25 protein-coding genes are annotated in these 25,847 nt (G+C 35.1%); 7 read left to right on the top strand and 18 right to left on the bottom strand.

Annotation, left to right across the window (positions count from 1 at the left end):
* Position 1 precedes the first annotated feature (1 nt).
* The gene (locus M666_RS16260; protein ID WP_029446710.1) at positions 2-1,147 is read right to left on the bottom strand and encodes a glycosyltransferase family 4 protein; all 1,146 of its coding nucleotides are present in this window, start codon (positions 1,145-1,147) and stop codon (positions 2-4) included.
* A gap of 12 nt (positions 1,148-1,159) precedes the next feature.
* On the bottom strand, positions 1,160-1,711 hold the full coding sequence (locus tag M666_RS16265) for a LemA family protein (protein ID WP_029446711.1): 552 nt from the start codon (positions 1,709-1,711) through the stop codon (positions 1,160-1,162).
* A 395-nt stretch (positions 1,712-2,106) separates the two neighbouring features.
* Here M666_RS16265 and M666_RS16270 point away from each other — a divergent pair, with 395 nt between their 5' ends.
* The 3 genes from M666_RS16270 (at position 2,107) to M666_RS20655 (ending at position 4,370) form a co-directional block, all read left to right on the top strand.
* Positions 2,107-3,096 (top strand): YHYH protein, encoded by a 990-nt coding sequence (locus tag M666_RS16270; RefSeq protein WP_029446712.1) that lies wholly within the window; start codon positions 2,107-2,109, stop codon positions 3,094-3,096.
* A gap of 4 nt (positions 3,097-3,100) precedes the next feature.
* Positions 3,101-3,706 (top strand): hypothetical protein, encoded by a 606-nt coding sequence (locus M666_RS16275; RefSeq protein WP_151198079.1) that lies wholly within the window; start codon positions 3,101-3,103, stop codon positions 3,704-3,706.
* Between the two features lie 109 nt (positions 3,707-3,815).
* Positions 3,816-4,370 (top strand): heavy metal-binding domain-containing protein, encoded by a 555-nt coding sequence (locus tag M666_RS20655; RefSeq protein WP_029446714.1) that lies wholly within the window; start codon positions 3,816-3,818, stop codon positions 4,368-4,370.
* A 77-nt stretch (positions 4,371-4,447) separates the two neighbouring features.
* Here the strand turns inward: M666_RS20655 and M666_RS16285 are convergent, their stop codons facing one another.
* Complete coding sequence (locus M666_RS16285) at positions 4,448-5,221, bottom strand: polysaccharide lyase family 7 protein (RefSeq protein ID WP_029446715.1); 774 nt, start codon at positions 5,219-5,221, stop codon at positions 4,448-4,450.
* Positions 5,222-5,560: 339 nt separating this feature from the next.
* Between M666_RS16285 and M666_RS16290 the strand changes: the two genes are divergently transcribed.
* Positions 5,561-7,045: a glycoside hydrolase family protein gene (locus tag M666_RS16290; RefSeq protein WP_029446716.1), complete on the top strand. Its 1,485-nt coding sequence runs from the start codon at positions 5,561-5,563 to the stop codon at positions 7,043-7,045.
* 74 nt (positions 7,046-7,119) lie between these two features.
* Here the strand turns inward: M666_RS16290 and M666_RS16295 are convergent, their stop codons facing one another.
* The 14 genes from M666_RS16295 to M666_RS16360 form a co-directional block, all read right to left on the bottom strand.
* Positions 7,120-8,058 carry a LamG domain-containing protein gene (locus tag M666_RS16295; RefSeq protein ID WP_029446717.1) on the bottom strand — a complete coding sequence of 313 codons (939 nt, stop codon included), beginning with the start codon at positions 8,056-8,058 and terminating at the stop codon, positions 7,120-7,122.
* Between the two features lie 141 nt (positions 8,059-8,199).
* Positions 8,200-9,408, bottom strand: a complete 1,209-nt coding sequence (locus M666_RS16300) for a winged helix-turn-helix domain-containing protein (RefSeq protein ID WP_193353728.1) — start codon at positions 9,406-9,408, stop codon at positions 8,200-8,202.
* Positions 9,409-9,528: 120 nt separating this feature from the next.
* Positions 9,529-10,320: an SDR family NAD(P)-dependent oxidoreductase gene (locus M666_RS16305; protein ID WP_029446719.1), complete on the bottom strand. Its 792-nt coding sequence runs from the start codon at positions 10,318-10,320 to the stop codon at positions 9,529-9,531.
* Between the two features lie 84 nt (positions 10,321-10,404).
* A complete protein-coding gene (locus M666_RS16310; protein ID WP_029446720.1) occupies positions 10,405-11,358 on the bottom strand; it encodes a 2OG-Fe(II) oxygenase in 954 nt (317 codons plus the stop codon).
* Positions 11,359-11,561: 203 nt separating this feature from the next.
* Positions 11,562-11,912, bottom strand: coding sequence for a putative quinol monooxygenase (locus M666_RS16315; protein ID WP_029446721.1), 351 nt, complete (start codon positions 11,910-11,912; stop codon positions 11,562-11,564).
* A gap of 60 nt (positions 11,913-11,972) precedes the next feature.
* On the bottom strand, positions 11,973-12,374 hold the full coding sequence (locus M666_RS16320; RefSeq protein WP_029446722.1) for a nuclear transport factor 2 family protein: 402 nt from the start codon (positions 12,372-12,374) through the stop codon (positions 11,973-11,975).
* Positions 12,375-12,394: 20 nt separating this feature from the next.
* Positions 12,395-13,243 (bottom strand): enoyl-CoA hydratase/isomerase family protein, encoded by an 849-nt coding sequence (locus tag M666_RS16325; protein ID WP_226989921.1) that lies wholly within the window; start codon positions 13,241-13,243, stop codon positions 12,395-12,397.
* A gap of 124 nt (positions 13,244-13,367) precedes the next feature.
* The gene (locus M666_RS16330) at positions 13,368-14,231 is read right to left on the bottom strand and encodes an AraC family transcriptional regulator (protein WP_029446724.1); all 864 of its coding nucleotides are present in this window, start codon (positions 14,229-14,231) and stop codon (positions 13,368-13,370) included.
* Between the two features lie 122 nt (positions 14,232-14,353).
* Positions 14,354-15,460, bottom strand: coding sequence for an L-dopachrome tautomerase-related protein (locus M666_RS16335; protein WP_029446725.1), 1,107 nt, complete (start codon positions 15,458-15,460; stop codon positions 14,354-14,356).
* A gap of 1 nt (position 15,461) precedes the next feature.
* Positions 15,462-15,935 (bottom strand): cupin domain-containing protein, encoded by a 474-nt coding sequence (locus tag M666_RS16340; RefSeq protein ID WP_029446726.1) that lies wholly within the window; start codon positions 15,933-15,935, stop codon positions 15,462-15,464.
* Between the two features lie 123 nt (positions 15,936-16,058).
* The gene (locus tag M666_RS16345) at positions 16,059-17,066 is read right to left on the bottom strand and encodes a zinc-binding alcohol dehydrogenase family protein (RefSeq protein WP_029446727.1); all 1,008 of its coding nucleotides are present in this window, start codon (positions 17,064-17,066) and stop codon (positions 16,059-16,061) included.
* Positions 17,067-17,096: 30 nt separating this feature from the next.
* Positions 17,097-17,771, bottom strand: coding sequence for an NAD(P)H-dependent oxidoreductase (locus tag M666_RS16350; RefSeq protein WP_029446728.1), 675 nt, complete (start codon positions 17,769-17,771; stop codon positions 17,097-17,099).
* 212 nt (positions 17,772-17,983) lie between these two features.
* A complete protein-coding gene (locus M666_RS16355) occupies positions 17,984-18,616 on the bottom strand; it encodes an alpha-ketoglutarate-dependent dioxygenase AlkB family protein (protein WP_029446729.1) in 633 nt (210 codons plus the stop codon).
* A gap of 44 nt (positions 18,617-18,660) precedes the next feature.
* Complete coding sequence (locus tag M666_RS16360; RefSeq protein WP_029446730.1) at positions 18,661-20,028, bottom strand: NAD-dependent succinate-semialdehyde dehydrogenase; 1,368 nt, start codon at positions 20,026-20,028, stop codon at positions 18,661-18,663.
* Positions 20,029-20,298: 270 nt separating this feature from the next.
* Here M666_RS16360 and M666_RS16365 point away from each other — a divergent pair, with 270 nt between their 5' ends.
* The 3 genes from M666_RS16365 (at position 20,299) to M666_RS16375 (ending at position 23,652) form a co-directional block, all read left to right on the top strand.
* Positions 20,299-21,183, top strand: a complete 885-nt coding sequence (locus M666_RS16365) for an AraC family transcriptional regulator (RefSeq protein ID WP_029446731.1) — start codon at positions 20,299-20,301, stop codon at positions 21,181-21,183.
* 302 nt (positions 21,184-21,485) lie between these two features.
* Positions 21,486-22,226, top strand: a complete 741-nt coding sequence (locus M666_RS16370) for an SDR family oxidoreductase (protein ID WP_029446732.1) — start codon at positions 21,486-21,488, stop codon at positions 22,224-22,226.
* A gap of 28 nt (positions 22,227-22,254) precedes the next feature.
* Positions 22,255-23,652, top strand: a complete 1,398-nt coding sequence (locus M666_RS16375) for an NAD-dependent succinate-semialdehyde dehydrogenase (RefSeq protein ID WP_029446733.1) — start codon at positions 22,255-22,257, stop codon at positions 23,650-23,652.
* An 83-nt stretch (positions 23,653-23,735) separates the two neighbouring features.
* Here the strand turns inward: M666_RS16375 and M666_RS20075 are convergent, their stop codons facing one another.
* Entirely contained in the window at positions 23,736-25,607 is a 1,872-nt protein-coding gene (locus M666_RS20075; protein ID WP_029446734.1) for a T9SS type A sorting domain-containing protein, read from the bottom strand.
* Between the last annotated feature and the right edge of the window lie 240 nt (positions 25,608-25,847).

Below are 25,847 nucleotides of genomic sequence, written 5' to 3' on the forward strand. Positions count from 1 at the left end.
ATTAGATTAGGTTTTTATAAACTTGGTTCAACTTATTCACTTGCAATTCCCAAGTAAATTCTTCTTTCATTTTTTGTAATGCCTTGGCTGCTAAAACTTCACGCTCTTCTGGAGTATCTAATAAAAACCGAATGGAGCGAGCCAAATCTAATTCCCTATCAGGCTCTACCAACATAGCTTCTTGTTCTGATACCAGTTCCCGAACTACGGGTAAATCGGAGGCGACAAGGGCCGTACCACAAGCCATAGTTTCCAATATTTTTAAGGGGCTACATCCTTGCGTAATGTTTCGGTCACAAGCTTTTAAAGGCGCTATAGATAGCGTTGCAAAATGGATATAGTTGTAAAGTTCTTCTCGCTGTACTTGCGTTTTTACAACAATCTTATCTGTAAGCTCTAGTTTTTCAATAAGTTTTTTTAAAGGCTTAAACGCCTTTTCTTTTACAGAAGAACAGATGAGCAATTTTAAATCTGGATAATCTTTTAAATAGCTCATGGCTTTTAAAAGCACTTCTATTCCTTGCCAACGTTGTAAAGCCCCAAAATAAATAATATAGTGACCAGGTGCGTCTTCAGGTTTTTCAAATGATTCTGGGATATATGCGCCATTAGGAATCACATTAATTTTCTCTTCCGGAATAGCATAAGCAGCGATTAAAAACTTTTTTGTTGTGGCGGATGGTGTAATAATTACAGTGGCTTCGTCTAGGCATTTCTGCTCTAAAAATTTAAGCTTTTCTAAAAACTCATCCGTCAGGTTTGGATAATGATACGGTAACTCTACAGAAGTCAATGCATTTACTTCAAAAACCGATGGGATATTTTTATGGGCTGTAATTCCTAAACCACTCCAAATATCTCTAAAATGTGCAATTTTAATTTCCTTTTCATTTTGAGATATTTCTAGATAAACACGTTCAGAAAATAGCGATGCCTTTTCTAAGTAGTTCAGTTTTTCTTCCGAGTAAAAACGTTTGATAAGGATATTATCGTGCTTTTGTACTGCCGGAAGTTTAGCATTACCTCTTAGACACAACAACGAAAGTTCTTCCGCATGTGTGGCTAAAGCGGTAATCATTTCTTTTATATGTGTAGAGGAGCCTTTTGAGCTAGGAAACACATCATAAGAAGCATAAATGTTTAACATGTTTTGTATGCTTTAAAAAGAAACTTTTACAGGTTCTCTTTGTGCTGCATCTTTAATTTCGAAAAAAGTACCTTTCTCAAAATTGAACATGTTGGCTACTATATTTGATGGAAAAGTTTCTACGGCAATATTGTTATCTGTTACCGTACCATTATAATACCTACGTGCCATTTCTATTTCTTCCTCCATAGAAGTTAACTCATTCTGCAATTCTATAAAATTCTGATTGGCTTTTAAGTCTGGATAATTTTCAGATACAGCAAATAAATTCATCATTGAATTTTTTAATGCATTTTCTGCCGCGCTTTGATCTGCAACCGTATTTGCATTTTGTACCATATTTCTAGATTTGGTCACATTTTCGAATAATGTTTTTTCATGAGTAGCATATCCTTTAACCGTTTCTATTAGATTAGGAATAAGATCATTTCGTTTTTTAAGAAATACATCTATACTACTCCACCCCTCTTTCATTAAGGTTTTTTTACGAACCAAACCATTATAGATAGAGATTCCCATAAATAAAGGAATCAAAATTATTGCTAATACTACTAGAAATATCATATTCAAAAAGTTTTTAAAAAATGGAATTTAGGTAAATTTTAGGTATTGAACCATATGTTTTGAATTTTTTTTCTAAACACAAGACTATATCCTCTGAGATGGTAAACGAGGTATTTGAAGTTGAAGTATCTCTAAGTAGCATATAATTTAGAATTCATTTGCTGCATCGCTTAACTTTGAAAAGCTTTTATGACTAAGCTTCAGCACACTTAATTTATTTTAGTTATTAACTTTCTTCTTTTAACAATACATAACACCCCTTAACGGATATCTTAAGATTAGTCTATTACCCCCTACTCGTTTACTGATTATAATACAGCGTTCACTGATTTCAATTTCATCCAATCTTTTAATTATGGAACTTTAGTTTTTAATACAAAAACTATAAATAACTTATGGATCGCTCCAAACTATATATCACTGCCTATAGCGCTTTGGGACTAACAGCATTGTATTTTATTTTTGGAGCTAACATACCAATTTTTAGATCCGATTTGGTGGTTTCCAATGATGATATTATTAAAAAAAGCTATTTTAATACTAGCTCCTTAGTATCCTATAAAAAAGTAGCTTGTACCTTAGAAGATGGCACTACGGGTGAATGTTATGAACTGGTCTTTTCTAGTAACCCCGTAGAAGATGGTCCTTATTGTCCTGAAACCATTGAAGACGTAGGTGGTTTGGGTACTTATGATGGCCAAACTAATCCTGGATTTCAAGTATTAAAGGCTAGTTTGTTCCACGCCATGGAAACCGATGGTTACGATATTATCGATGATCAAGGAAAAATTAGAATGGACGACTTTAACTCTGGACGACCAGATCCTAATTTTGATTATTGCTTGGCTGCCGCTCCAGATAATGATTTAAAACTTACCTTCTTGATTCCTGCAGAACCGAAGCTCTCTGGTACCAATAATGTTATTGAAACTATTGAATTAGTAGGTGTTTCTCTAGATGGCGTCCCCATAAATGGTAACCCTCCTTCAGTGATCAATGGTCCCCCAATACCAAATGCTACTGGAGGGAACATCCCTTCCTTAGACCCTTGTGGCGGTCACAATGATCCTGCAGGGTATTATCACTGGCATTTTGTACCAGAAGTAATGAACCAGGTTTTAGCCGCTCATCATATTACGGAAGTCTCGTGTACCCTAATAAATCAAGCAGAAACGGTAAAACTTATAGGTTTTGCTAAAGACGGTTTCCCTATCTATGCCTATGCGCAAGAACCTTCAGACGTAGATGATTGTGGTGGTAGAATAGCAAATACAACAGAATATCCTGGGGGAATTTATCATTATGTGGCCAGTACAACTAGAGCGCCCAACGTTCCTAAATGTTTAAAAGGTGTAGCAGCAACCCGTGGTTTTAAATTTAGATAAAAAGATGAAAAAACTCGTATTATCTATTTTATTTGTCCTACTAAGTTATTCTTCGGCAATGGCTCATAACCCATTATCTGCAGTCTATTATTTAGAACTAAAGAATCATTTAGGTATCCTGAGCATTAGTGTAAGTCAAGACGGATTAAATGAAGCCTTGATAAAGCAGCATCCATTAGAAGATTTCACCACAATTACAACTATTAAATATAAGGAATTAGCCGTACAGTACATTAAGGACAATTTTGACTTGCGGCTTAACAATTGTGAGTATCCAATAAATGATGGGGGAATTAAATTGGGGAATCATCAAACCGATTTTAAATTTATACTGGATGATCTTCCTAAAGCTATTAGTACCATTATTATTTCCATTAATGCATTCCGAGAGAATGAACAACATCAAACCATATTTTCTGTTGCCCTAGCTACCCTAAAAAATAAAGTAATCCTAAATGAAGACAATGATTATACGGCTAAGCTCCATATTAAAAATAATAAACTAGTACAAGAGTCTTCTGATGGCAACAAGCACCTAGGATTGCTGCTAGCAATAGTAGTACTGCTAAGTCTTGCCTATTTTTATTGGATCAAGAATAAAAAAAAATAGCTTAATTGTTTTATAATCACTTTTTTTTGTGCATCGTCCCATATTATTTGAAAGTCTATTAACTTTTAGTATGAATATAAATAACTTACCTTATTAAAAATCTAACCCTATGAAAATCAAAGCAATTATAACACCTATAGTTATTTGTCTATTAACTGTAAGCATTTTTACCGCTTGTAAAGACAAAAAAGAAAACGGTAAACCTGATAAAGTTTCAGAAATTGTGGATGCAACTTACAGCTGTCCTATGAATTGCGAAGACGGTAAAACATATCATGAAGCAGGGAGTTGCCCCGTGTGTAAGATGGATTTGATGTTGGTCACTACAGATAAAATTATGACTTGCGAAGCTCACAAAGAGGGTAAGTGCAGCTGCGAAGGTGCTACATGTAAATGCGCAAATTGCAAAGAACATGCTGGTAAAATAACCTGTGAAATGCATGAAGATGGCAAGTGTAAATGTGAGGGCGATACCTGTGCATGTACAAATTGTGAAGAACACGCTAAAAAAATGTCTTGCTCCAAAGGTGAAGATGGTAAGTGTGCCGACAAAAATTGCAAAAAACACCAAAAGAATAAAGACTGTGTCATGAATGAAGATGGCAAATGCATTTGTGAATCAGGAAAATGCACTTGTGTAGATTGCGCTTCAAAAAACAAATAGCGCATAGCACACCACTATTTCTAATAACAAAGACCACCCAATTTAGGTGGTCTTTTATATTTTACAACATCGCTATTTTAGTCATTAAAATAGAAATAGTTAAATGTAATTTTAGGCTGCTTGTCATCTCCCTCAGTATACACCCCTGCTTTAAAGTAGTAGGTATTAGAATAGTTATTCCATGAACTAGAGGGCGATAAGGTTTTATTAATGATAGTTGAGCCACTAGAAGTGGTAACTTTTACATTAGCGCCACCGCCATTATAGGTAATTGACAAAATATAATCACTCCCCTGAGAATATGTAGCTCCCGTATACTCTTGATACGTTCCAGAACTGTTAGAAGGATTATTTGTAGTTACTTTAATCTTAATTTTACGATCGTCATCTATAAAAACACGTAACCAAGGTCTGTTTACATTATTACCTCTGTTGTGAATTTGTGCTATGGTTACTCCGTTTTCTGGTATGGACTCTACTTTGGCCTTATAGATCATACTCTTACCATTTGTCAATGAAGATTCTTCAATCTCTTTCCATTCTGTGCGGTTACCGTCTGTAGCTAAACTTTTCATGATATAATATCCACTGGAATTTTTATCATACCAACTTTCATTATCGGTTCCTGTAGAACTAAAAGATTTAGTAGATCTACTGTCCTCCCCACTGAGCCAACTTGTCTCAATATAGAAGTCTGAAATTTGATACACTTTAGCACTGAGTTTTGGTGCTTCCATAGCTTCAGGTGCTACAACCACTTCTTCTTGCTCTGTCTGACTACAGCTTGTTAAAAATAGTGCAACGGAGAAAATACCTGTTGCCAAAAATTTGTAATTGGTCATTTTTTTCATGTGTAATTATTTAAATTAATAAAATTGGGGTCAAATTGGTGCACCAATTTGGTTTACCAATTCTACGAAAAAAATCTATACAAAATCAATTTGACAAAAAATAAAACAAATTATTTACAAATTCACATTATTTACAACATCATAATACATAATCTACATTTTATAAGAATTAAAGCACAAAACAGCACAGACAAAGGGGTTCCCAGCATGCTACCTTTCCTTGTCAACATAGAACACAAGCTATAGAGGGTAAAATAGTACTTAACTGGAATAATATACAGGCAGCACTTGCAGATCAAAGGCTCTAATTTGCGCCCTTAACCTTAAAAAAATCTTACAATGAAAGTACATTTAAAAACTATTTACGTAGCTTCTATTGCGCTCCTTACGCTAGGATGTTCGCAAAATTATGAAGAAACAGAAAGCCAGAATGAAGCCGAAATTTCAGAAGACCTCACTGTTTTGAAAGTTTCTGCCTCCCAATTTTACACGCCTCCAAATTCTGCCGTTCGCAATAATAAGAAGAATTTAGTAACGGATTTTGGGGTTAATAATTCTGATACCAATGATGATAGTGATAAATTAAATAATGCTATTAGAGATTTGGCGACCAATGGTGGTGTACTCACTATTCCAAGGGGCACATATTACTTTAATAAAATTAGAATGCGCTCTAATGTGCATTTAGAAATTGAAAAAGGGACCGTTATCTATCCAACTAGAGGATTAGTCGCTGCCCAAAACCATAGAATTTTTGATTTTGCAAGTAAAACTGAGAACAAAATTGAGAATGCGAGTATAAGTGGTAAAGGGGGCAAGTTTATAGTAGATTTAAGAGGAAACAGCTCTAATAATCTTATTGTTGCCGATGTAGGCAATGTCAATAATTTTAAAATAGCTAATATGACTATTAAGGATGAAAAAACGGTGTTTGCTTCCATATTAATTAGTTTTACAGACAAAACCGGCAATGCTTGGCCACATAATGGTATTATTGAGAATATAAATCAGCTAGATGCCCATACGGGTTACGGATTAATTCAGGCCTATGCTGCAGATAATATCTTATTCAAAAATTTAGCCTGTACAGGTGGTGTTACCTTACGTTTAGAAACTGATAATCTTGCGATGAAAACCGCAAATAAAGGAGGTCTTAACGCTATTTTTGCTTCTAAAATTAAAAATATAAATGGATTAACGCCTTTAATGTTTTCTCCACATTTTATGGAGAATGGTAAAGTTACGGTAGATGATGTTACCGCCATAGGTTGCGCATATGCTGTTCGCGTAGAGCATGGTTTTATTGAAATTTTTGACAAAGAAAATAGAGCTTCCGGTGACGATTTTAAAAATTACATAGAAGGAATACTTGGTGCGGGTTCTGTAGAAATTGTTTACAGACGTAATAATGGAAGAACTTGGGCTGCCCGTATTGCCAATGATTTTAATGAAAGAGCCTACAACCATGCTAACCCTGCGGTTAACGGAATAAAACCAGGGAAATTTGACACTTCAAACGTAAGTAACGTTAAGGTAATTTATAAAAATACTGGTGCTAAACTAAAGCAGGCTTTCTTACCCTATTTACCTTGTTCGGAACGTTCAAAAGTATGCAAACCCGGACCTTCTGGTTTTGAATATTCTGGTCCTTCTATGGGGGTCTCGATTGATAATACGAAAAGGGATTTAAGTTTAGGAAATTACAATGTAAATGTGTCTACGACTAACGTTCAAGGCTTTCCAAATAATTATATCTTGAATGTAAAACACAATACAGCTGAAATTTGCTCTGGCAATCTTTCAACTATACCATCTTGCGACTAATTAGTACCTATAGACTAAAGCTCCGTACAAGTACGGAGCTTTTTTCATTTCCATAAATATATTTTCAGGGACATTTATTCTGCTACTAATTGGTACGTATGGATCCAATCTACTTTCATCGTGTTAATAGTCTCATCTGTTAAATCCGTTTTTACAGCAAGACCTCCTAGCCAATCCACATCAAATGTCCATAAATCCCAAATAACATTTAAATCTCTAGTAAAATCGCGCTCAGAGACAACACTACCTGCAGGCTCGCCATCCAAATAAAATTGTATATTTTTTGCATCTTTCCAATACACACCAACCGTATGGTATTCTTCATTCCACCTTACTCCTTTTAATGGGTTATCATCAGAAAGCGTTCTATTATCAAAATTACCTTTATTCCTTCTGGTATCACCATCAACTACATGAAAGTACTGAGAGTTCATTTGCCATGGAAAATCTGGCTGACAATCACATGAAGGTTTTGAATTGTTTTCTATAATATCTATTTCGTTTCTATCTGAGATATCACCATTGTTTAACCAAAAAGTATTATATGCAGAAATATGAGCCGTTTTGATGCTACTTTCTGTATACATTGGATAATTTATCTGTGCTTTTGATTGTACTCTAGAGGTTAAAAACCAGCGTTCTTGGGTATCATCTAGTGTAGCTTTTATCCATAAATTACCGTCTGCTACTCCAGCATTTTCTGCCTTCATATTTACGGGAACATCATAATTCCATAAAGGTTTAAACCATTTATCGGTATCAAAAGTGTCATTAAACTCATCCGTAAGTTCCGAAACCGCTACCCACTTCATGCCTTCTGGAGGCGTTGGTGGTGTTAACGTAGTATAATCTACCACCTCTGGAGCAGTCTCCTCTGGTGTTTCAGTGACAGGATCTGTGGTTGGTTCTTCGGAAACTTCAGCTGGGGTATTTTCATCAATTGAATTGTTATCTTTTTTACAGGAAAATACCATAAGGCTAATTAAACTAGCTATTAAATAAATATGCTTCATTTTTATTGGGGTTTTTATTAGAATTTAGAAAAATGAAAAATACAGTTATTTGCCATAGGAAATCAAAATTAAGACTCAACAAAATCTGAACATGCCCTTAAATGATCGCAATTTTTATAGATTACCCCCTCACAAACGTCATTAATACAACAGCTCCGGATAAGACTGTTCAAAATACTCTTGGAAAGAGCTAGGACTAGTTGTATGCAAACGAACCGCTGTACACTTATTAAACATCAAAAACAATTTCAATTCTTTATTCAATGCAGCTGCAAATTTTTCCGTGTTCTTTAAACTAGCTTCTAATGTTAGTTGATGAATATGAAAAATCTCTTTCTTTCTATCAACTTTACTATCCATTCGGGCTACCAGTTTTCCATTCCATAAAATGGGCAGTGAAAAATAGCTATACTTTCTTTTATGCTGAGGCACATAACATTCTAAAAAATAATCAAAACCAAAAATAGCAGATGTTCGTTTTCTTTGAATCAGTAAATTATCAAACGGCGATAGAATATGGAGCTTTTTTCGCGATAAAGGTTTATTTAAAAGTTCAAGAGATTCTGGTAAGACATAATAATCACTATCTGCAACACGTACTTGCGCTATTTCACCATGCACCAGCATCTGCTTTAATGCCCCTGTAACTATTGCTTTGGTATGCTTTAGTAAATAGGTCATTTCTTGTAAGGTCCCTACCCCATTGGCACGTAAATAATTTGTTATCAAAAACCGACCATATTCTTCCTGCGTGGGTGTTGTCGTGTTTATGCTGCTTGGTAATACCCGCTCTGTGAGATCATACACTTTATGAAAATTTACCCGCTTTGTAATCATCAACTCTCCTTGCATAAATAAATTCTCCAAGGCCTGTTTGGTTGGAGCCGTCTTCCATTCACCAAATTTGATTCCTTTTTTATCAAAATCTTTAGCCATCAAAGGGCCTTCGGCTTTTATACGCGCTGTCACCAAATCCATAAGTTTAGCATCTTGTTTAAACCAATGTTTTTGTTTCCCCGAAGCAATCGCATGCTTGCGAGGTAGGCTAAAACGAAAATCGACCATAGGAAGAAAGGAAGCCGCATGTGACCAATATTCATATACTTTTTTATCCGCTATTAATTCCTGTATATGTGCCGCTTGGTAGCTCGGATTCCGATTATATAACGTATGATGGTGCGCGCGTTCAATAACAGAAATGGTATCAATTTGAATATACCCCAAATGTTCTATAGCCGTGAGCGTAGCATTTCTAGCTGTACCCACAAATTTTGAAGCAGGTAACCTTTGTGATAACAACACTAATTTTTGGACCTCGCGAAGGGAAAGATTTTCAATTCTTAAACTCATATTGAATTGCTGTTAAACCAAATTGGCTAGGGGTGCAAAAATATCTATTTAAATGGTTAAGCATTGTATACAAAGAAAAAATTCTCTTATTATTTGAGTTTATGCCCTTTAATAATCAATCTAATTTGACAACAGACCTTTTGTTAATTGCATTAGCGTACTAATTTTATTGGAATCATAAGCATCTGGGTGGGCTTCTGAATAAAATCCTTTATCATTATCATAGTAGGTTCCCGTTTCTGCTAAATCTGTCAAAGCTAAATCATACAAAATAGCCACTCCCTTTTCCGCTGGAGACCAATGTTGCCCATATGCTTCTTTTGCCATTTTGGTATCTAATAGCGACCCTGGGTTTACTGCTACCACCGTAATGGATGGTTCTTGCTTTGCTAAAGAAAAACTCCACATAGTTAATGCTAATTTACTCTGAGCATATGCCTCATTAGCTCCCAATCCAATATTTTTCTGTAAAGCTTCTAAAGATACTGGTGCTTGTGCCGCAGAACTAAGATTTATAATACGTGGTGATTCTGCCTTTTTAAGTAAGGGTACTATTGCTGCTGTTAGTTGGTAAGGGGCTAAATAATTCACCACTAAACGAGCATCTATACCAGATGCTGTACTTGAATTCTTACTCATAAATAAACCTGCATTATTAATAAGAATATCTATAATAGGCATTTGCTTTTCTACGTCTATCGCCATTTTTTTAACAGCTTCTAAATCAGAAAAATCAGCTAAAAAACCAATTACCTTCTCGTTGTTAGATGCTGTTTTAATTTCTGCTAACGTAGCTTGTAATTTTGTTGTATCTCTACCGTGAATAGCCACAAAATGACCTTCGTTTGCTAAACGCAGCGCTAATAATTTACCGATACCGTCTGTACTTCCTGTAATTAATATATGTTTCATTGTTGTTTTTTATGTTGATAAAATATAGGCAAAACTTTTTCTGCTATTTTCTCTAAAGCAGTTTCCGTTTTGCCGTTAGTCTTTTTAAAAAGGTGCAATAGTATCTTTAGGACCATCTGGTAAACTCCAACGTGCGCGAGCACTAATGCTTTCTGGTGTAACAACTTCAGATACTGAGTTATTAGCGCTACCATAACTACTAGTGCTGCCACGTGGTATTTGCATACGGTCTCCGTACAACCAAACCACTAAATTACTACGTTGTCCGCTAGTAATTGGGTGTGTTGCGTGTGGCACATTACCTCTATGGATGATGGCTTTGCCGGGTTCAAAAATTGCTTGTACCATTTTTCCCGAAGCTTTATTATAAAAATCTACCTCTGATCCTGTAAACTTTTCTTCAGGCAAATTGATGTTAATGTTCAACGTAGCTGATGAAGCATCTGTATGTGCACGTAAATCCTTGTCTTTATCTGGATTGTACTGGATTGAAAAACCAAATGTTTGGTTATCATAACCATAAGTACCTAATAACAAACGCGCTATCGGACGCATATAACGGTCCATCATATCGTTATAAAATGCCTGAAAATTAGGTGCAGCCAAATGACCTTCTGAGCGAGGATCCAACATCATTCCATAACGGTTTAACTGTATACCGTAAGGAGCACGTTTTGGTACTTTTGAATTTGCAACAGCTTCTAAGTACTTTCGAAAATCTGCTAAGCGGTCTAAATCAAAAAACTGTGCCACATAAACACCAGGTATAATTTCTTCCCATAAATCGGCAACAGCAGATTCTTTTTCTGGGTTTTCCCAAGCATCTTTAATTGCTTTTCGTAAACGAGGGTCAAGCAAAGTTTCATCAGAAATTAGTAAATCGTCCTTGTTTTCAATTTCCCACTCTGACCAAGCAGCTTCTAACAATTTTCGGTTTTCATTCCAAAATTCAGATACAGAAGCTTCACGGTTTAGCGAGGCTTCTCTAGAAGGTAAAGTAAGTGCACGAGCTTGTGCTAGTATATTTTTATTTGCCATTGTTTCTATATTTTTTCACCAAAAATGCCGCAATAGAACATCTTGGTCCTGCATACATAGTTGTTTATTTACCAATTAATTAATCGCCTTTTAATATAATTTGAGAACTATTAATTTGATGACAAAGGTAGTTCTAGACCATCATATTTTTTTAGTAGTAAAATCGGTAGTTTAGGTATATTTCAAGGTTTTATTTAATTAAATTATTTTACAAATCCGCCGTAACGACTCATAATATTTGTTGCACCAGCGAGTGCACTTTTTAATTCTGGAGTTACATTACCATAAACATTAAAAGTATCCATTGTGGCACCTTCTAAAAACAAAGCTGCAAACTGAGACCATACATTTAAATGTGCCAGAGCAGCATCTACATCTTGATAACGCTCATAAATATGGATGCTTTCTTGATCTTCTGCAACATACCACTCGTGATTAAGCGAACCTTCTTCATTAAAAGTAGCTGTAGTTATTTTTTCCATTGCTTCATTAAATTTGGTCTTGTTCATTATTTTACCATCTACCGTCCAAGCAATATTATTATTTAGTTTCATTCTTCTTTTTTTAATTGAAAAGAATGCCTCTCATATAAGAAGCATTCATTATATATTGTATTAATCTACAAATATGGATTTTACGTGCAGCGTATCCATATACTCTTTTATATATACTATTTTGCCTTCAGAAAACTGAAACAAAAAATGGTATGGATTGTTGTAAATTCTACCATTAGTTAACTCTCCGTAAGAAATAAACTCTGCCGCTACTCTATCGTCTTCGGCTGTCCAACCTACTGGTGTTAACTCTAATCCTTTTGGTATGGCAGTTTTCACCATTTTTATAAGGTCTGCTATTCCATTTTTATCCATTTTACCAGAAACAGGAGGATCTCCTTTAATTCCCATAGATTGCCAAATAACATCTTCACCTAAATAAGTAAGTGCATTTGTTGCATCGCCAGCTGAAAAACGTTCAAAAAAGTTAAGAATCGTTTGTTTGTTATGTTGTGTGCTCATAATTCTAATTCTTAAAATTTTTAGTTAACGCCTTGTAATCCCATTAATAGTGTTTCAAAATTTCTTTGATTCTCTATATCATTCTGAAAACCAGTATCGTCTGCTAATGTAAAACGTTTAATTGCGGGAGATTTGCTTGTTGCTTGGTACAACCAATATGCCTCTTCTTTTAAAGCTTCTTCAATTGGTAAATCTATAGACGCATAAATAGTACGTTTAGCAGCTTCAATAGCATCTGAATTAAACTGTGACATTCTATTGACTAAATCCTCTACAAAAGCACCAATTTTATCCGCATCTACAGCTCTATTTATAAGTCCGTATGCCTCTGCCTGGTCTGCATCAAAATCTTTTGCAGATAAAATAACTTCCAAAGCTCTACCTAAACCTATTTGACGCGCCATACGAGAAGAGCCACCACCACAAGGTAAAATTCCCATACCCACTTCCATTTGCATAAATACAGCCTTACCACGTGCTGCAAAACGCATATCTGTTGCTAAAGCAAACTCGTGTCCGCCTCCTCTTGCAAACCCCTCTATTTTAGAAACTGTTATTTGTGGTAATTTGCTAATACGTTGCAGCACTTTTTGCAAGTCTAACAACGCTATATCTTCTCTAGCAACTGCTTTTGTAGACATCTCTTTTAGGAAGTTAGTGCCTGCATGTGCTATAAAAATTTCTGGATGGGCAGATTGAAAAACTACTACCTTAATAGTACGGTCGTTCTCTAAATCTTCAGCTAAAATATTAAGCTCGTTGATCATTGGTATATCCTGAATATTTACTGGTGGATTATCAAAAGTTACCCAGGCTTGTCCTTCTTTTTCTTCTACTCTAAATGTTTTAAATGTCTTGTTTTTCATCATCTAATTATTTATAAATTTGTATCTGTTGTGTTTTAATTACAGTACAAATTTACTTTAGACACCTACCTTTAAATTGGTACAAAACAATGTGTTATAGGTAAAAAATGAGGCTACTTGTATTTTTTTAGGATAAGCTGGCTTTGTAGGCACCAATAGTTATTCCTTTATAGGTTTGAAAGGTTTTATTAAGGTGACTAGAATCTGTAAAACCCAATTCCATAGCAATTTCTGAGAACTGCAAATCTGTATATTTTAGCCTGGTTTCTACTAGTTTTAATTTATAATTAAGGATGTATTTTTTTAAGGATACATCTGTATGTTTTTTAAAGTACTCGCTAATGTAATTATCTGCCATATGAAACTCATCTGCCAAACTTTTAGTAGATAGTACATCTGAGTTATAAATATTGGTATGTATGTAATTTATGATTTGCTGAATTTTTGAAGACTCTACGACTTTGGTAGTCATATCTGCATTTAAAAACTGAATGTTTCTTGCAATAAGATGGAGAATAACGGAAAGTGAATTTTGAATGATAAAAATATCAAAAGATTGCTTTTTTTCATTCTCTGTAGCTACCATATTTATCAATGAAGTTAAATGCAATTTATCCGAATTGTTCTCAAATTGCATTTCACGTAGCTGATGACTTTCACTATTTAAAACACCTTCGATCTTACGGAACCAATCGTTCACCGGAAGATTTACATTTTGTGAAACGTCACCTCTAAAAAAACTTTTTAAAAATTTAATAGTTGTAACGGTACTTGCAGTATCGGCTTCTACTATGTAAATATCGTCTGGAACAAAAACAAAAATACTATTTGGTGTATAACTCACTGTTTTACCATTAATACGAATAACGCCACTTCCTTTTTCAAAATATAAAATCTCAAAAAAACGAATGGTAGTGTATTTACAAAACGTAAAATACGATTGATCCTTGTATTGCTCAATTACAATATTCTCTATTATGGTCCTTGCCATCGTTGGTTTATTTTATTGGTTTTTTATGAAAAAAGTCGCCCTAGAGCGACTTTTTAAGTGAGAACAGTCTTTAGCATCTTACTAAAAGCGACCTTAAAGCAGCTAAGCTAATACTGAAAATCTTATCTAAAAGAAACGCCTTCTACCAAAGGTTTAAATCTGAAAATATAAAACGGTTGCGTAGCTATACTTTTACCATTGTTAAAAGCTGCACCTCTATTAACTTGCGCTGCTGATACATACATGTAACCATCTACATGATTGTAACTTACGCCATCTGGCCAAACCAAATAATCATCTTTTATCATTGTGTGCACACTACGGTCTTTAGCTAAAACCACAGCAACACTTTTTGTTTCCAAAGCCGTTAAATATAGATTGCCCTCTTTATCAATAGACATTCCCCCATTATTCGGCTTCTCAGAGTAGGTTTCAATTTTGCTATCTAATGCAGCCTCGGTCAAAGTCTCATCTACAAGATCTAATGTTTTGACCCTGTATATTTTGGTGCCGTTTAATGGACCGTAATAAATATATTCAAAATTAGCATCAGCAGTAATACCATCATTCCCAATTAATAAATCGTTACCGTTTACCGCTAAATGTTTACCATCTATGACAGTAGGTGTATTTTCTGGTAAGGTGGTACGTGTGCCTTCTAAAACACGACGTGCTTTGCCGGTTTTCATATCTACAATAATAAAGGCTGCTTTGCTCCCATCTCCACCATTACCAATACCTTCATCTGCTATAATAAAATAACCGTTTTTAGTATCTACCACCATATCGTTAGGTTGTGCAATTGCTGGTACTACCGCTTTTGGTAAGTAATATATACGTTCCAATGTATTGGTATTGGTGTTCCAACCCACCAATTTTGGTGTTACATTATCACGCTGTGCCATATCTAACATCCAAACAATACCGTTTTCATCATTACGGATACCCAAAACATTACTCAAATAATTATCATCTGTATCTCTAGGAGTATTCCACTCTAAATTTGGAAAAGGTGTGGTTGAATTTGTTTTTTTATCAAACTTGACCACTCTAATTTCTGGACCGAAAAATGGATGATGACTGTATACCAAATCGCCATCATTGGTGAAAGTAATATTCCCCACAGCTTGGTCTACAGTTGCAAAAACTTCTGCTTTGGCTAAGGTTTTCTGAGCATTTGTAGTCATGACAGAGAGTAGTATACTAAGTGTAATTAGTTGTTTTTTCATGTTATTCGCTTTTCTTCAAATAATCTGGAAGCTCTTTCGACAACCAATCTTGACGAACCGGAACGTGAACATCTAAATCCACCGTTTTTTCTAAAGCCCAAAACTCATGAGGTATGTTCTCTGGGAATACAATTACCTCTCCTCCAGAAACAATAACAAACTCCTCTTTACCTTCTATAATCGTCTTAATTTTTACTTTGCCAGACATAATATAGGTAATCTGCTCGTTGGGGTGTTGGTGCCAAGGAATATGAGCCCCTTTTTCCAAATCGAAAATGGTCATCTGTCCTTTTTCTCCATGAAACCATTTACGCTGAATACCTTCTCCAATCGTTTCCGATTCCATATCATCAAAATTGAAATGCTGCACTTTTGAAGTGGCTAAAGAATCTATCGTATTTACCTGTGCATTTGCTGTATTACTAGCAAAAAATGCAGTTACAGCTAGTGCTGCTATAATTGATTTGAAATTCATTTTTCTATTTATATATTTCGTCAGTTCCAGTCAAATTCTTTTTAGTTAGGCTTCTCGATACAAATTTCTCGTGCCTCAAAATTCACTCGAAGTGACATGCCCTTATTATTTGACTCATAGACTCTAGAATCCTTCTAAAACAATTTTACCTTTTGCTTTTCCTGTTTCTAAGAAAGCGTGTGCTTTTCTAAGGTTTTCTGCATTAATAATCCCAAAGTTTTCCCCTAAAGTGGTTTTAATAGTTCCGTTGTCTATCAATTTAGAAACTTCATTTAAAATGTTGTGTTGCTCTACCATATCTTCTGTTTGAAACATGGAACGAGTGAACATCAACTCAATATGAGTAGACACTGCTTTACTTTTAAAAGGCATGACATTAAATGACTTTGGGTCATCAATAAAACCGAATTTACCTTGTGGTTTAATAACCTTTACAATCTCGTCTGCATGTTGCTCGGTAGCATTTAAACTCACGATATAATCAGGAGCAGAAAGCTTATATTTTTCAAATTCCTCACTCAATTTATTTCTGTGGTTAATAACCGAGTCTGCACCCAATTCTTTTAACCAATCTGTAGTTTCTTCACGGGAAGCCGTTCCTATAATGTTCAGTTTTGTTAGCTTCTTGGCTAATTGTACTAAAATAGAACCAACACCACCAGCTGCACCAATGACTAGAATAGATTTATTCGCATCGTCTTTAGCCACCTGTAATCTATCAAATAATAGTTCATAAGCCGTAAGTGTGGTAAGCGGCAATGCAGCAGCTTCTGCATACGAAATACTAGCAGGTTTTTTACCCACAATACGTTCGTCTACCACTTGATACTGCGCATAACTTCCTTGACGCGTAAAATCTCCTGCATACCAAACTTCGTCTCCAACCTTAAAAAGCGTAACATCTTCTCCAACTTCTTTTACAATTCCGGTAGCATCCCAACCAATAATTTTCCAATCATCACCTTCTACAGGCATCCCTGCACGTACTTTATAATCTGCCGGATTCACAGATATTGCTTTGATCTCTACTAAAATATCTCTCCTTGTTGCCTTTGGAGTTTCTACTACTACATCTTGTAGTGAATTAACATCTTCTATGGGAAGATTCTCTTTATACCCTATTGCTTTCATTTTTTTATTGGTTTTTTTAGATCGATATGCTTACTTAAATGTAACTATATCTTCAAAATTTCTTCTAGATTTACCAAATTCAGGAGCTGCTTTTCTGTACCCAAATGCAGCCATAAATGCTAAACCATATTTATCGGTATCTACCCCAAATTTTTCTTTTAATAAAGCTTCTGCATTTTCTTGATGAAACCCTTCAATAGGACATGAATCAATTCCTGTTAAAGCAGCAGCAGTCATCATATTTCCTAAAGCGATATAGGTTTGTTTTGAAGACCAATCAAATAATTTTTTATCCGTATCTAAGTTAAAATCACGTTCTTGAAATTCTCTATAAAATTTAGAATACATTTCTATAACTTCTGCAGGCAATTGCTTTACCTCTTTCATCATGTGCATGATATAATCTGCATCATGTTTCACCATAGGTGCTTTCATAGCTAACCCTAATACAAAATGACTAGCTGTATCTAATTTTAAAGGCGCTCCCCAAGCTACAGGCTTTAACAACTCACGCAATTCTTTATCTTGTACAACAATAAAATGCCAAGGTTCAAAACCAAATGAACTAGGAGATAAATGTGCTGTTTCTAAAATGAATTTCATATCATCATCAGAAATAGTTTTAGTAGCATCAAATTCTTTGGTAGCATGTCTAAAGTTAAATGCGTTAATTATAGCTTCTTTTGAAATGTTTGGTGTATTCATTGTATATTTTTAAAATGTTGTTTTATTAATTCGCTACAAATGTAATACCACTAATAAGTCTTTTTTAGGTACAAAAAATGGTGATATAGGTATAAATCGAGGTTTTTCAAGAAGATACTTCTATATTTTACTAAAAATGACACCCATAACACATATAAAAACAGAATATAAGATCTATACTACCTAGTTAATCCTTTAATTATACAAGATACCTATTCTGGCAGCCACCTAAAGGTGAGGTTTATTCTAGGTTTAATTTTTTTCGTTGTTTTCGGTATCTTATGTTTCCAATTCTCTTGGGTAGCACCTTGCATTAAAAGTAGGCTGCCATGGGTTAATGGAATAGCTAAACGTTTTAAATCCTTACGTGTGGCGTGTTTTAATTGAAAAGGTCTTGTTACTCCTAAAGTAACCGAAGCAATTACCGTATTTTTACGCTGGCTTCCCTTATAATCTTGATGCCAGTCTACACTGTCTTTGCCATCTCTATAATAATTAAGCAAACAACGTGTAAATTTTACATTGACCTCCTGCTCTATTCGCTCTTTAATAAAAAGTAAATCAGCATTCCATGAATGCATTGTACTTTTTGTATTCGTGTATTTAATATCCTTGGTAGCATCTCCATACCAAGCGGTCAATCTAGGGTAATCTACTTCTTTACCGTGAATCGTAATTTGCTCTTGCTGCCAAGGCGTGTTTTTTATTAAATTATTAAACAGTTTGTTACTTTCTTCGGTACTAAAATAATTCTCAAACAAAACAATATCTGCCCCAGGCAAAACAAATTCCGTTTTACGGACTTCATCTGTTGAAAAAAGATCTGTTTGATTAAATAAATCCATTCTAATAAATTCTTAAGTGAACATTATTTACACGTGCCAGTTGCTTATGCTATCCAGACACTTTTCGTATTTACGAATTCTTTAATACCAGATGCAGAAAGTTCTCTTCCATAACCACTATTTTTAATGCCTCCAAAGGGTAATCTTGGATCAGAAACTACGAGCTTGTTTACGAAACTACTACCCGCTTCTAATTGCAAAGCAATCTGTTCCCCTCGCTCTAAGTTACTAGTGAATACGCCTGAACCTAAACCAAATTGAGAATTATTAGCCAAGGCTATAGCTTCATCATCATTTTTTGCTTTAATCACGGAGGCTACTGGACCAAACAACTCCTCATCAAAACCTTCCATTCCTGGTGTTAAATCTGCCAAAATAGTTGCTGGATAATAAGCACCTTTACCTTGTGGAATTTCTCCTCCCAGTACTAAACGGCCACCTTGTTCCATTGTTTTTTGTACTTGCTCATGCAATTCATCTCTCAAGTCTTTACGTGCCATAGGTCCGTAATACGTGTCTTCCGCTGTTGGAGCGCCCATTTTTGCAGCTTTCATTTTCTTTTTAAAAGCTATTAGAAAATCATCATATATATCTTCTAATACGATAAAACGCTTTGCCGCAATACAGGTTTGTCCATTGTTTTGTAAACGACCAAAAGTGGCTAATTCTACCACTTCTTCTAAATCTGCATCTTCCAAAATTATATAAGCATCACTGCCGCCTAATTCCATGACCGTTTTCTTTAAATTTTGACCAGCAATTGAAGCTACAGAGCGCCCAGCAGGATCACTACCCGTTAGCGTTACTGCAACAATATTTTTATCTGCTATAACCTCTTTTATATGTTCAGAACTTAAATTTAAATTAGTAAAACACCCTTCAGGAAAGCCCGATTTTAAAAAAGCATCTTCTAACGCAAAAGCACAACCCTGAACATTAGAAGCATGCTTAAGAACCCCTACGTTACCAGCCATTAAAGCAGGAACAGCAAATCTAATCACCTGATAAAAAGGAAAATTCCAAGGCATAACTGCCAATACTACGCCCAGAGGCTGAAAGGTCACGTAGCTTTTTTTAGCTTCTGTAGCTACTAATTCATCTGCCAATAATTCTTTAGTATGATCGGCGTAATACTTGCAAATCCAAATGCATTTTTCAATTTCCTTTCTTGACTGGCCAATTATCTTACCCATTTCTCTAGTTGCTAGCTGTGCATATTCTTCCTTGTGCTTCTCTAAGTAATCTGCTAATTTATGCATCAAATTAGATCGTTCTTCAAAAGAGGTAGCCTTCCAACGGCCAAAAGTTTGGTTGGCCATAGCAATTTTATCTTTTGATTCTTTTTGAGTTATTCTATCATAAGTAGCCACCTCTTCATCGGTAGCTGGATTAATTATTGTGATACTTGACATAAGCGTTTATTTTAAAAATTAATACCATTCTTTTACCTAAACAAGAACGGATACACAAGAACAAATACTTAATGGAATTAAATAATATATTAACTCCTTTGAAGCTATTACCTATTATCATTAACCTACAACTATGTACAAAGGTTTCTAATATTTTAAGGGTACCATTGGTATAACGAGTGGTAAATTTGGTATTTTCAGAGGTTAATAAGGTGTTTTTACGACGGTTTAAACAAAATTAAGTAGCTTTACCATTAAATATGTTGTAAAATGCAAGTATTAGAAGCTTACAAACCTTTTGAAATACAAGAAATAGAATTAACCAGTTGGAAGCAACGCCCTGTTAAAAATAATTTTTTTGAGTTAGTGTTGATTAATGATGGCGATGGTACACAGTGTATAAATTACAACCATTATCCGTATGCTAAAGGCAGTATGTTTTTACTACCACCTTTAAAATGCCATTCGTTTACGATCGAAAAACCTACCAGATTTGTCTTTTTAAAATTTACCGATTCTTTTTTTAAGAATGTAAACCGGATGACTATAGATAGAAATGAATGGTTTAAAGAAGCATCATACATCCTTTCTAATTATAATCAATTACCTGGTGATATTATTAAGAACGACCTAGACCGAAACCACCTAGAAAGCTTAGTGAGTATGATCCTTCAAGAGTCTAGAAGTTACGGCGCAGAATCTATTAGCTTAATTACAAGCCTTATGACTAGTATTCTAGAAATCTTAATTCGGAATATAAAAAAAGGAACTTATTTTGAAGTGCCTAAAAAAAATGCAGATGATAGGATTACAAAAATGCTAACCTACATCAATGAAAATATTGACAAGACTGAATTATTGAAAGTTGAAAATTTAGCCGATGTTTTTATGATGTCTCCTTCTTACGTAAGTGAGTATTTTAAAAAGCAAGTGCATATGCCTTTGCGCGAGTATATCATCAAAGCAAAATTAAAACTCGTAGAAATCCGACTCTTAAATTCAGACTTCACCCTAACACAAATAGCAGACGATTTAGGTTTTACCGATGTGAGTCACCTCTCTAAAACCTTTAAACGATATTCTGGAGTTTCTATAAAAGAATTTAAAACTAATGGCGAGTATCTGTTATTAAAAAGAACAGCGTGTACAGGTTAGCCAGCAACCATCAAGATTTATTTTATCCTAAAATGAAATAATTTTATTCATCTTTTTAATGTTTTAAACTTCTTTTCTCAAACCCTATTTCATCTCAATAACCAGGTTACTTAGGTTTTTTATATCCATAGCTTCCTCCACAGAACAAATACACTTCAAGTATACTCCATTTTATCTCCCTTCTCTTTTTACTTCCATAATCTTATGGGAGTAAAAAGCATATCGATCAATTCTTAATTTATTCTAGTCAATGAACCCCGCACCTAGCTGCTACCTTTGATTGGAACAAAAAAAAGAAACTTATGAAAATTGAAAATAGCATACTAATAATTACAGGAGCATCAAGTGGAATTGGAAAAGCAACCGCGCATAAATTAGCCGAAAACGGAGCTAAAGTGGTGCTTATGGCTCGAAGCGAAGATGAGTTAAATGATTTGAAAACGGAAATTGAAAAAAACGGTGGAGAAGCTTTAGTAGTTACTGGAGACGTTACCAAGATGGAAGATTTTGAAAACGTAGTGACCAAAACCAAAGAGAAATTTGGAACGGTAAACGGACTCATCAATAACGCCGGATTAATGCCATTATCATTTGTAGAAAAATTAAAAACGGATGAGTGGGATAAAATGGTGGATGTTAATATTAAAGGAGTATTGAACGGCGTTGCCGCAGTATTGCCGGAATTAAAAGCCAATAATGGCGGTAATATCATTAATATCTCATCCATGGCTGCACACCGTTACTTTCCCGGTGGAGCCGTATACTGCGCTACAAAAGCCGCTGTAAAAATGTTCTCTGAAGGACTGCGACAAGAATTAGCGCCAAAATATGGAATTAATATAACCTCTATAGAACCTGGAGCTGTAGCGACGAATCTTACGAGTACCATCACAGATGATGATATCAAAGAAATGATGAAAGAAATGTTTGAGATGGAAACATTAGAGGCGGAAGATATTGCCAATGCCATTTACTACGCTTTGACACAACCAGACCGTGTAAATATTAATGATGTTTATATTGTTCCTAGTGAGCAAAAGTAAAAGGAATTTAAATTAAAAAAATAAAAGTATGTCTACGACAACAAAACAAAATACATTTAAAACTACAAATCCAACAACGGGAAAAACCCTATCGTCCTATGAATATATGACCGATAGCGAGGTAGAAGATAGCATTCAAGAATCGCAAAAAGCGTTTCTGAAGTGGAAAACTACATCAATAGAAGATCGTGGTAAAATTATTACTGCGATTGGTAAAGAGTTGCAAAACTACAAATCAGAATTAGCAGCGCTGATGACGGATGAGATGGGGAAATTACTATCACAAAGTCATCAAGAGGTAGATATTTGTTCTGCCATATGCGACTATTCTGCTAAGAATGCGCCAGAAATATTAAAAAGTGAGGAGCGCGAATTATTAAACGGAGGGAAAGGAATTGTTGCTTATGCTCCTTTAGGGATCATTTACGGGATTCAACCATGGAACTACCCTTCATACCAGGTTATTCGTTATACGATTACCAACTTGATGGCGGGAAATAGCATTTTATTGAAACATGCTTCTAATGTGACAGGAACCGCTAAATTGCTTAAATCTATCTTTGATACTGCTGGTTTACCAAACGGACTATTTACCGTATTGGTCATAGACCACGACCAATCGGATGCGATTATATCTCATAAACTTGTTCGCGGTGTAACACTAACGGGGAGTCCCGTAGCCGGTGAGAAAATTGGAGAAAAAGCAGGAGCACAACTTAAAAAAACTGTTTTAGAATTAGGTAGTAATGATGCTTATCTAATTTTAGATGATGCTGATGTAGCGTTAGCAGTAGAAAAGAGTGTCCAAGGACGTATCTATAACAATGGAGAAACCTGCATTGCGGCTAAAAGATTTATTGCCACAGAGGTTGTCTACGAAGAGTTTAAAGAGCAGTTTGTAGCCGCTATGAGTGCCTTAAAACTAGGAGATCCTACCTTGGAAGAAACGCAATTAGGCCCTATGGCGCGTAAAGATTTAAGAGAAAAAATTCACGACCAAGTACAAGAAAGTATTGATAAAGGCGCTAAAATACTTTGTGGAGGTAAAATTCCAGAAGGCGAAGGATACTTCTATCCGGCAACAGTATTAGAGGATGTTACCCAAGGGCAACCTGCCTATGATGATGAGTTATTTGGACCTGTAGCTTCTTTGATTAAAGCTAAAGATAATGAAGATGCCATGAGAATTGCTAATGATAGTAGGTTTGGTCTTGGTGGAGGAATCTTCTCTAAAGATGAGAAAAAAGCGATTGAATTAGCCGAAAAGCATTTTGATACTGGAATGATATTTATAAATTCTTTTGGAACAGCAGAACCAACCATGCCATTTGGTGGTGTAAAAGATTCTGGTTTTGGTCGCGAACATGGCGGATTCGGCATGAAAGAATTCGTGAACGTAAAATCAATTATGATCCGTAAAGATTAACGAGCATGTATTGCCAATAAAAAAAGCACCCTTTAACGGGTGCTTTTCACTTTTAAATAATTTTATAAAATTATGGTAAACCTTTAATTTGCAATTACAATTTTCTGCTTTACAGTTTCACCATTTTCTTTGGTAATTTCTAAGATATAAATACCATTATCTAAAGTAGAAACATCTAATTTGTGATCTATTACATCTTTTCTAAGCACCGTAAGTCCGTTTAAATTATACATTCTCGCTTGGATGTAGTCCTTATTTGAAATAGTAATAACATCCGAAGCAGGGTTTGGATAAATTTGCAAAGTCTCTGGTTCAACAGTCTCCGTAGCCGCTACCACTGTAGTTGATGTTTTAAGATTTGCTGCACTTTTTAAAAATGTAATTCTGTTTAATGCCCAACTTTGGTTAGCAGAAGCAAATACCTCTACCTGTAATAAGCCATTGGTAACTACGACATTATTTAAGTTTGCATTTTTATATTCCGCTATTTTAGTTGTAACCGTAGCTGTTTGACCGCCTGCTCTAATAGAATTATTAACACGCGCACTCAACTGATCTCCAAAAGTTGCAGAAATAGAATAGGTTCCGTTTGACACTGGAAACTGAAGAGTTCTAGTCGTATTTTGATCATAAGCAAAATCTCTGTTCAATGCACTTGCTCCTGTATTTCCTCCTCTATCTGCATAGTTTAAACCATTGGTATTGGTCCATATCCCATCATTGATACCATAAGAAACTCTAGTATATCCATTAGCTAATGCAGATGTTGTAGCACCAAAGTCATAATTACCAGCACTTACTCCAGAATTAGAATTACCAGAAACATTCACGGGCTTATATACCCTAATCCAATCTACCAAAAGATTATTATTTTGAAAATTAGTCATTTCTGAGTCATTCGGAGATCTATTTGCTTCTGCCTGCCAACTTTGATCTTCTACATTGATAATAATATCCATCTCCTTAGAGAATTTCCTTCCATTATTTAAATAATTAAAAGGATCAATAACACTAATGTTCGATTTATTTTTTGCGTCTGCTAAACTTGAGGCTACGGTCATCTTTTGATATCCATTTTCTCTAACTAATTGACCATCATTACCCGTGCTAGTAACGCCTGCAGGATACGTATACTGCCATGTACCATCACCTAAACGTGTTTGTACTGCATCATTATCTAACACACGTACCATTTGGCCATCCACAAAATATTCAAGTCGTGTTGGAGAAACCCAATTAACTCCAATACGCACAACTCTACCACCCCATTGGGCAACACCATCTTTTTTCCACCAGCTATTTAAATCTGCCGGTTGATAATCCTTAAAATTTGGTGGTCTAATAAATACATGATGACTTAAGTGAATTTTAGAAGAGAAAAAACTATTTCTATTATCCTCTCCTGGGCCTCCATAACATTCAATAATATCAATCTCTTGCGTATCATCAGGACTCAGTAGCCAAATATCAGAAGCTAAAGAAGAATTCATCACACGGATTCTTCCCTCGACAAAAACGGGATAAATAACGCGCGTTTTGTTAGTAATACACCCTGCTCTGGTTTCTGGTCTCGAAATTGCGGTACCACTTGAACCTATGAATGATTTGGTAGCACCGGGTATTCTCGAAGCCCAAATATTTAAATTCCCTCCAGAAACGGCTACGTGGTCTTGCCTCCACTCTGTGGCCCCCGGACCTGTCCAGTTATTCGGTTGTCCATTCGCTTGGTTGTGAAATTTGTTATACCATTTACTCTGGTTTGCTGGTCCAAAATCTGATACTGAATTGGTTGGCGCAAAGTTGTAATTAAAATCATCACTGGCATCGGTCTGTAATTGCCATTCTTTTCCTGAACCCGCATTGGCAGGTATTGCAACACCGTCCCAATCATATTGACCGTAGCCTAATACCATTTGAAAGAACGTTACTAAAATAAGTAGGTTGATTTTTTTCATTTAAATTAAATTTTTGAGGTTATTAACTTTATTTTTTTGATGTTATCGCAAAAAATACTTTGATAAAATGCTAAAACATCATTATTAGCCTCAATGATACTATTTAAACCCGAACAGCTTATGAAAGTCGACTAGACATAAACTGAACATGAAAAAATAAATGAAATAGAAAATTAACGCATTTCATCGATGAAATACTGCAGTTAATAGAGAATTGAACCCCTACTCGCTATATTTTAT

It is taken from the genome of Cellulophaga baltica 18, assembly GCF_000468615.2.
GTDB lineage: Bacteria > Bacteroidota > Bacteroidia > Flavobacteriales > Flavobacteriaceae > Cellulophaga > Cellulophaga baltica.

Excerpts from the sequence above, each read along its gene's own strand:
- M666_RS16365 (WP_029446731.1), top strand. The coding sequence starts at position 20,299 with ATGCAAGTATTAGAAGCTTACAAACCTTTTGAAATACAAGAAATAGAA.
- M666_RS20655 (WP_029446714.1), top strand. The coding sequence starts at position 3,816 with ATGAAAATCAAAGCAATTATAACACCTATAGTTATTTGTCTATTAACT.
- M666_RS16305 (WP_029446719.1), bottom strand. The coding sequence starts at position 10,320 with ATGAAACATATATTAATTACAGGAAGTACAGACGGTATCGGTAAATTA.
- M666_RS16300 (WP_193353728.1), bottom strand. The coding sequence starts at position 9,408 with ATGAGTTTAAGAATTGAAAATCTTTCCCTTCGCGAGGTCCAAAAATTA.
- M666_RS16360 (WP_029446730.1), bottom strand. The coding sequence starts at position 20,028 with ATGTCAAGTATCACAATAATTAATCCAGCTACCGATGAAGAGGTGGCT.
- M666_RS20075 (WP_029446734.1), bottom strand. The coding sequence starts at position 25,607 with ATGAAAAAAATCAACCTACTTATTTTAGTAACGTTCTTTCAAATGGTA.
- M666_RS16375 (WP_029446733.1), top strand. The coding sequence starts at position 22,255 with ATGTCTACGACAACAAAACAAAATACATTTAAAACTACAAATCCAACA.
- M666_RS16295 (WP_029446717.1), bottom strand. The coding sequence starts at position 8,058 with ATGAAGCATATTTATTTAATAGCTAGTTTAATTAGCCTTATGGTATTT.
- M666_RS16260 (WP_029446710.1), bottom strand. The coding sequence starts at position 1,147 with ATGTTAAACATTTATGCTTCTTATGATGTGTTTCCTAGCTCAAAAGGC.
- M666_RS16340 (WP_029446726.1), bottom strand. The coding sequence starts at position 15,935 with ATGAATTTCAAATCAATTATAGCAGCACTAGCTGTAACTGCATTTTTT.
- M666_RS16310 (WP_029446720.1), bottom strand. The coding sequence starts at position 11,358 with ATGGCAAATAAAAATATACTAGCACAAGCTCGTGCACTTACTTTACCT.
- M666_RS16320 (WP_029446722.1), bottom strand. The coding sequence starts at position 12,374 with ATGAGCACACAACATAACAAACAAACGATTCTTAACTTTTTTGAACGT.
- M666_RS16275 (WP_151198079.1), top strand. The coding sequence starts at position 3,101 with ATGAAAAAACTCGTATTATCTATTTTATTTGTCCTACTAAGTTATTCT.
- M666_RS16270 (WP_029446712.1), top strand. The coding sequence starts at position 2,107 with ATGGATCGCTCCAAACTATATATCACTGCCTATAGCGCTTTGGGACTA.
- M666_RS16290 (WP_029446716.1), top strand. The coding sequence starts at position 5,561 with ATGAAAGTACATTTAAAAACTATTTACGTAGCTTCTATTGCGCTCCTT.
- M666_RS16265 (WP_029446711.1), bottom strand. The coding sequence starts at position 1,711 with ATGATATTTCTAGTAGTATTAGCAATAATTTTGATTCCTTTATTTATG.
- M666_RS16315 (WP_029446721.1), bottom strand. The coding sequence starts at position 11,912 with ATGAAACTAAATAATAATATTGCTTGGACGGTAGATGGTAAAATAATG.
- M666_RS16335 (WP_029446725.1), bottom strand. The coding sequence starts at position 15,460 with ATGAAAAAACAACTAATTACACTTAGTATACTACTCTCTGTCATGACT.
- M666_RS16285 (WP_029446715.1), bottom strand. The coding sequence starts at position 5,221 with ATGAAAAAAATGACCAATTACAAATTTTTGGCAACAGGTATTTTCTCC.
- M666_RS16355 (WP_029446729.1), bottom strand. The coding sequence starts at position 18,616 with ATGGATTTATTTAATCAAACAGATCTTTTTTCAACAGATGAAGTCCGT.
- M666_RS16370 (WP_029446732.1), top strand. The coding sequence starts at position 21,486 with ATGAAAATTGAAAATAGCATACTAATAATTACAGGAGCATCAAGTGGA.
- M666_RS16330 (WP_029446724.1), bottom strand. The coding sequence starts at position 14,231 with ATGGCAAGGACCATAATAGAGAATATTGTAATTGAGCAATACAAGGAT.
- M666_RS16325 (WP_226989921.1), bottom strand. The coding sequence starts at position 13,243 with ATGATGAAAAACAAGACATTTAAAACATTTAGAGTAGAAGAAAAAGAA.
- M666_RS16350 (WP_029446728.1), bottom strand. The coding sequence starts at position 17,771 with ATGAATACACCAAACATTTCAAAAGAAGCTATAATTAACGCATTTAAC.
- M666_RS16345 (WP_029446727.1), bottom strand. The coding sequence starts at position 17,066 with ATGAAAGCAATAGGGTATAAAGAGAATCTTCCCATAGAAGATGTTAAT.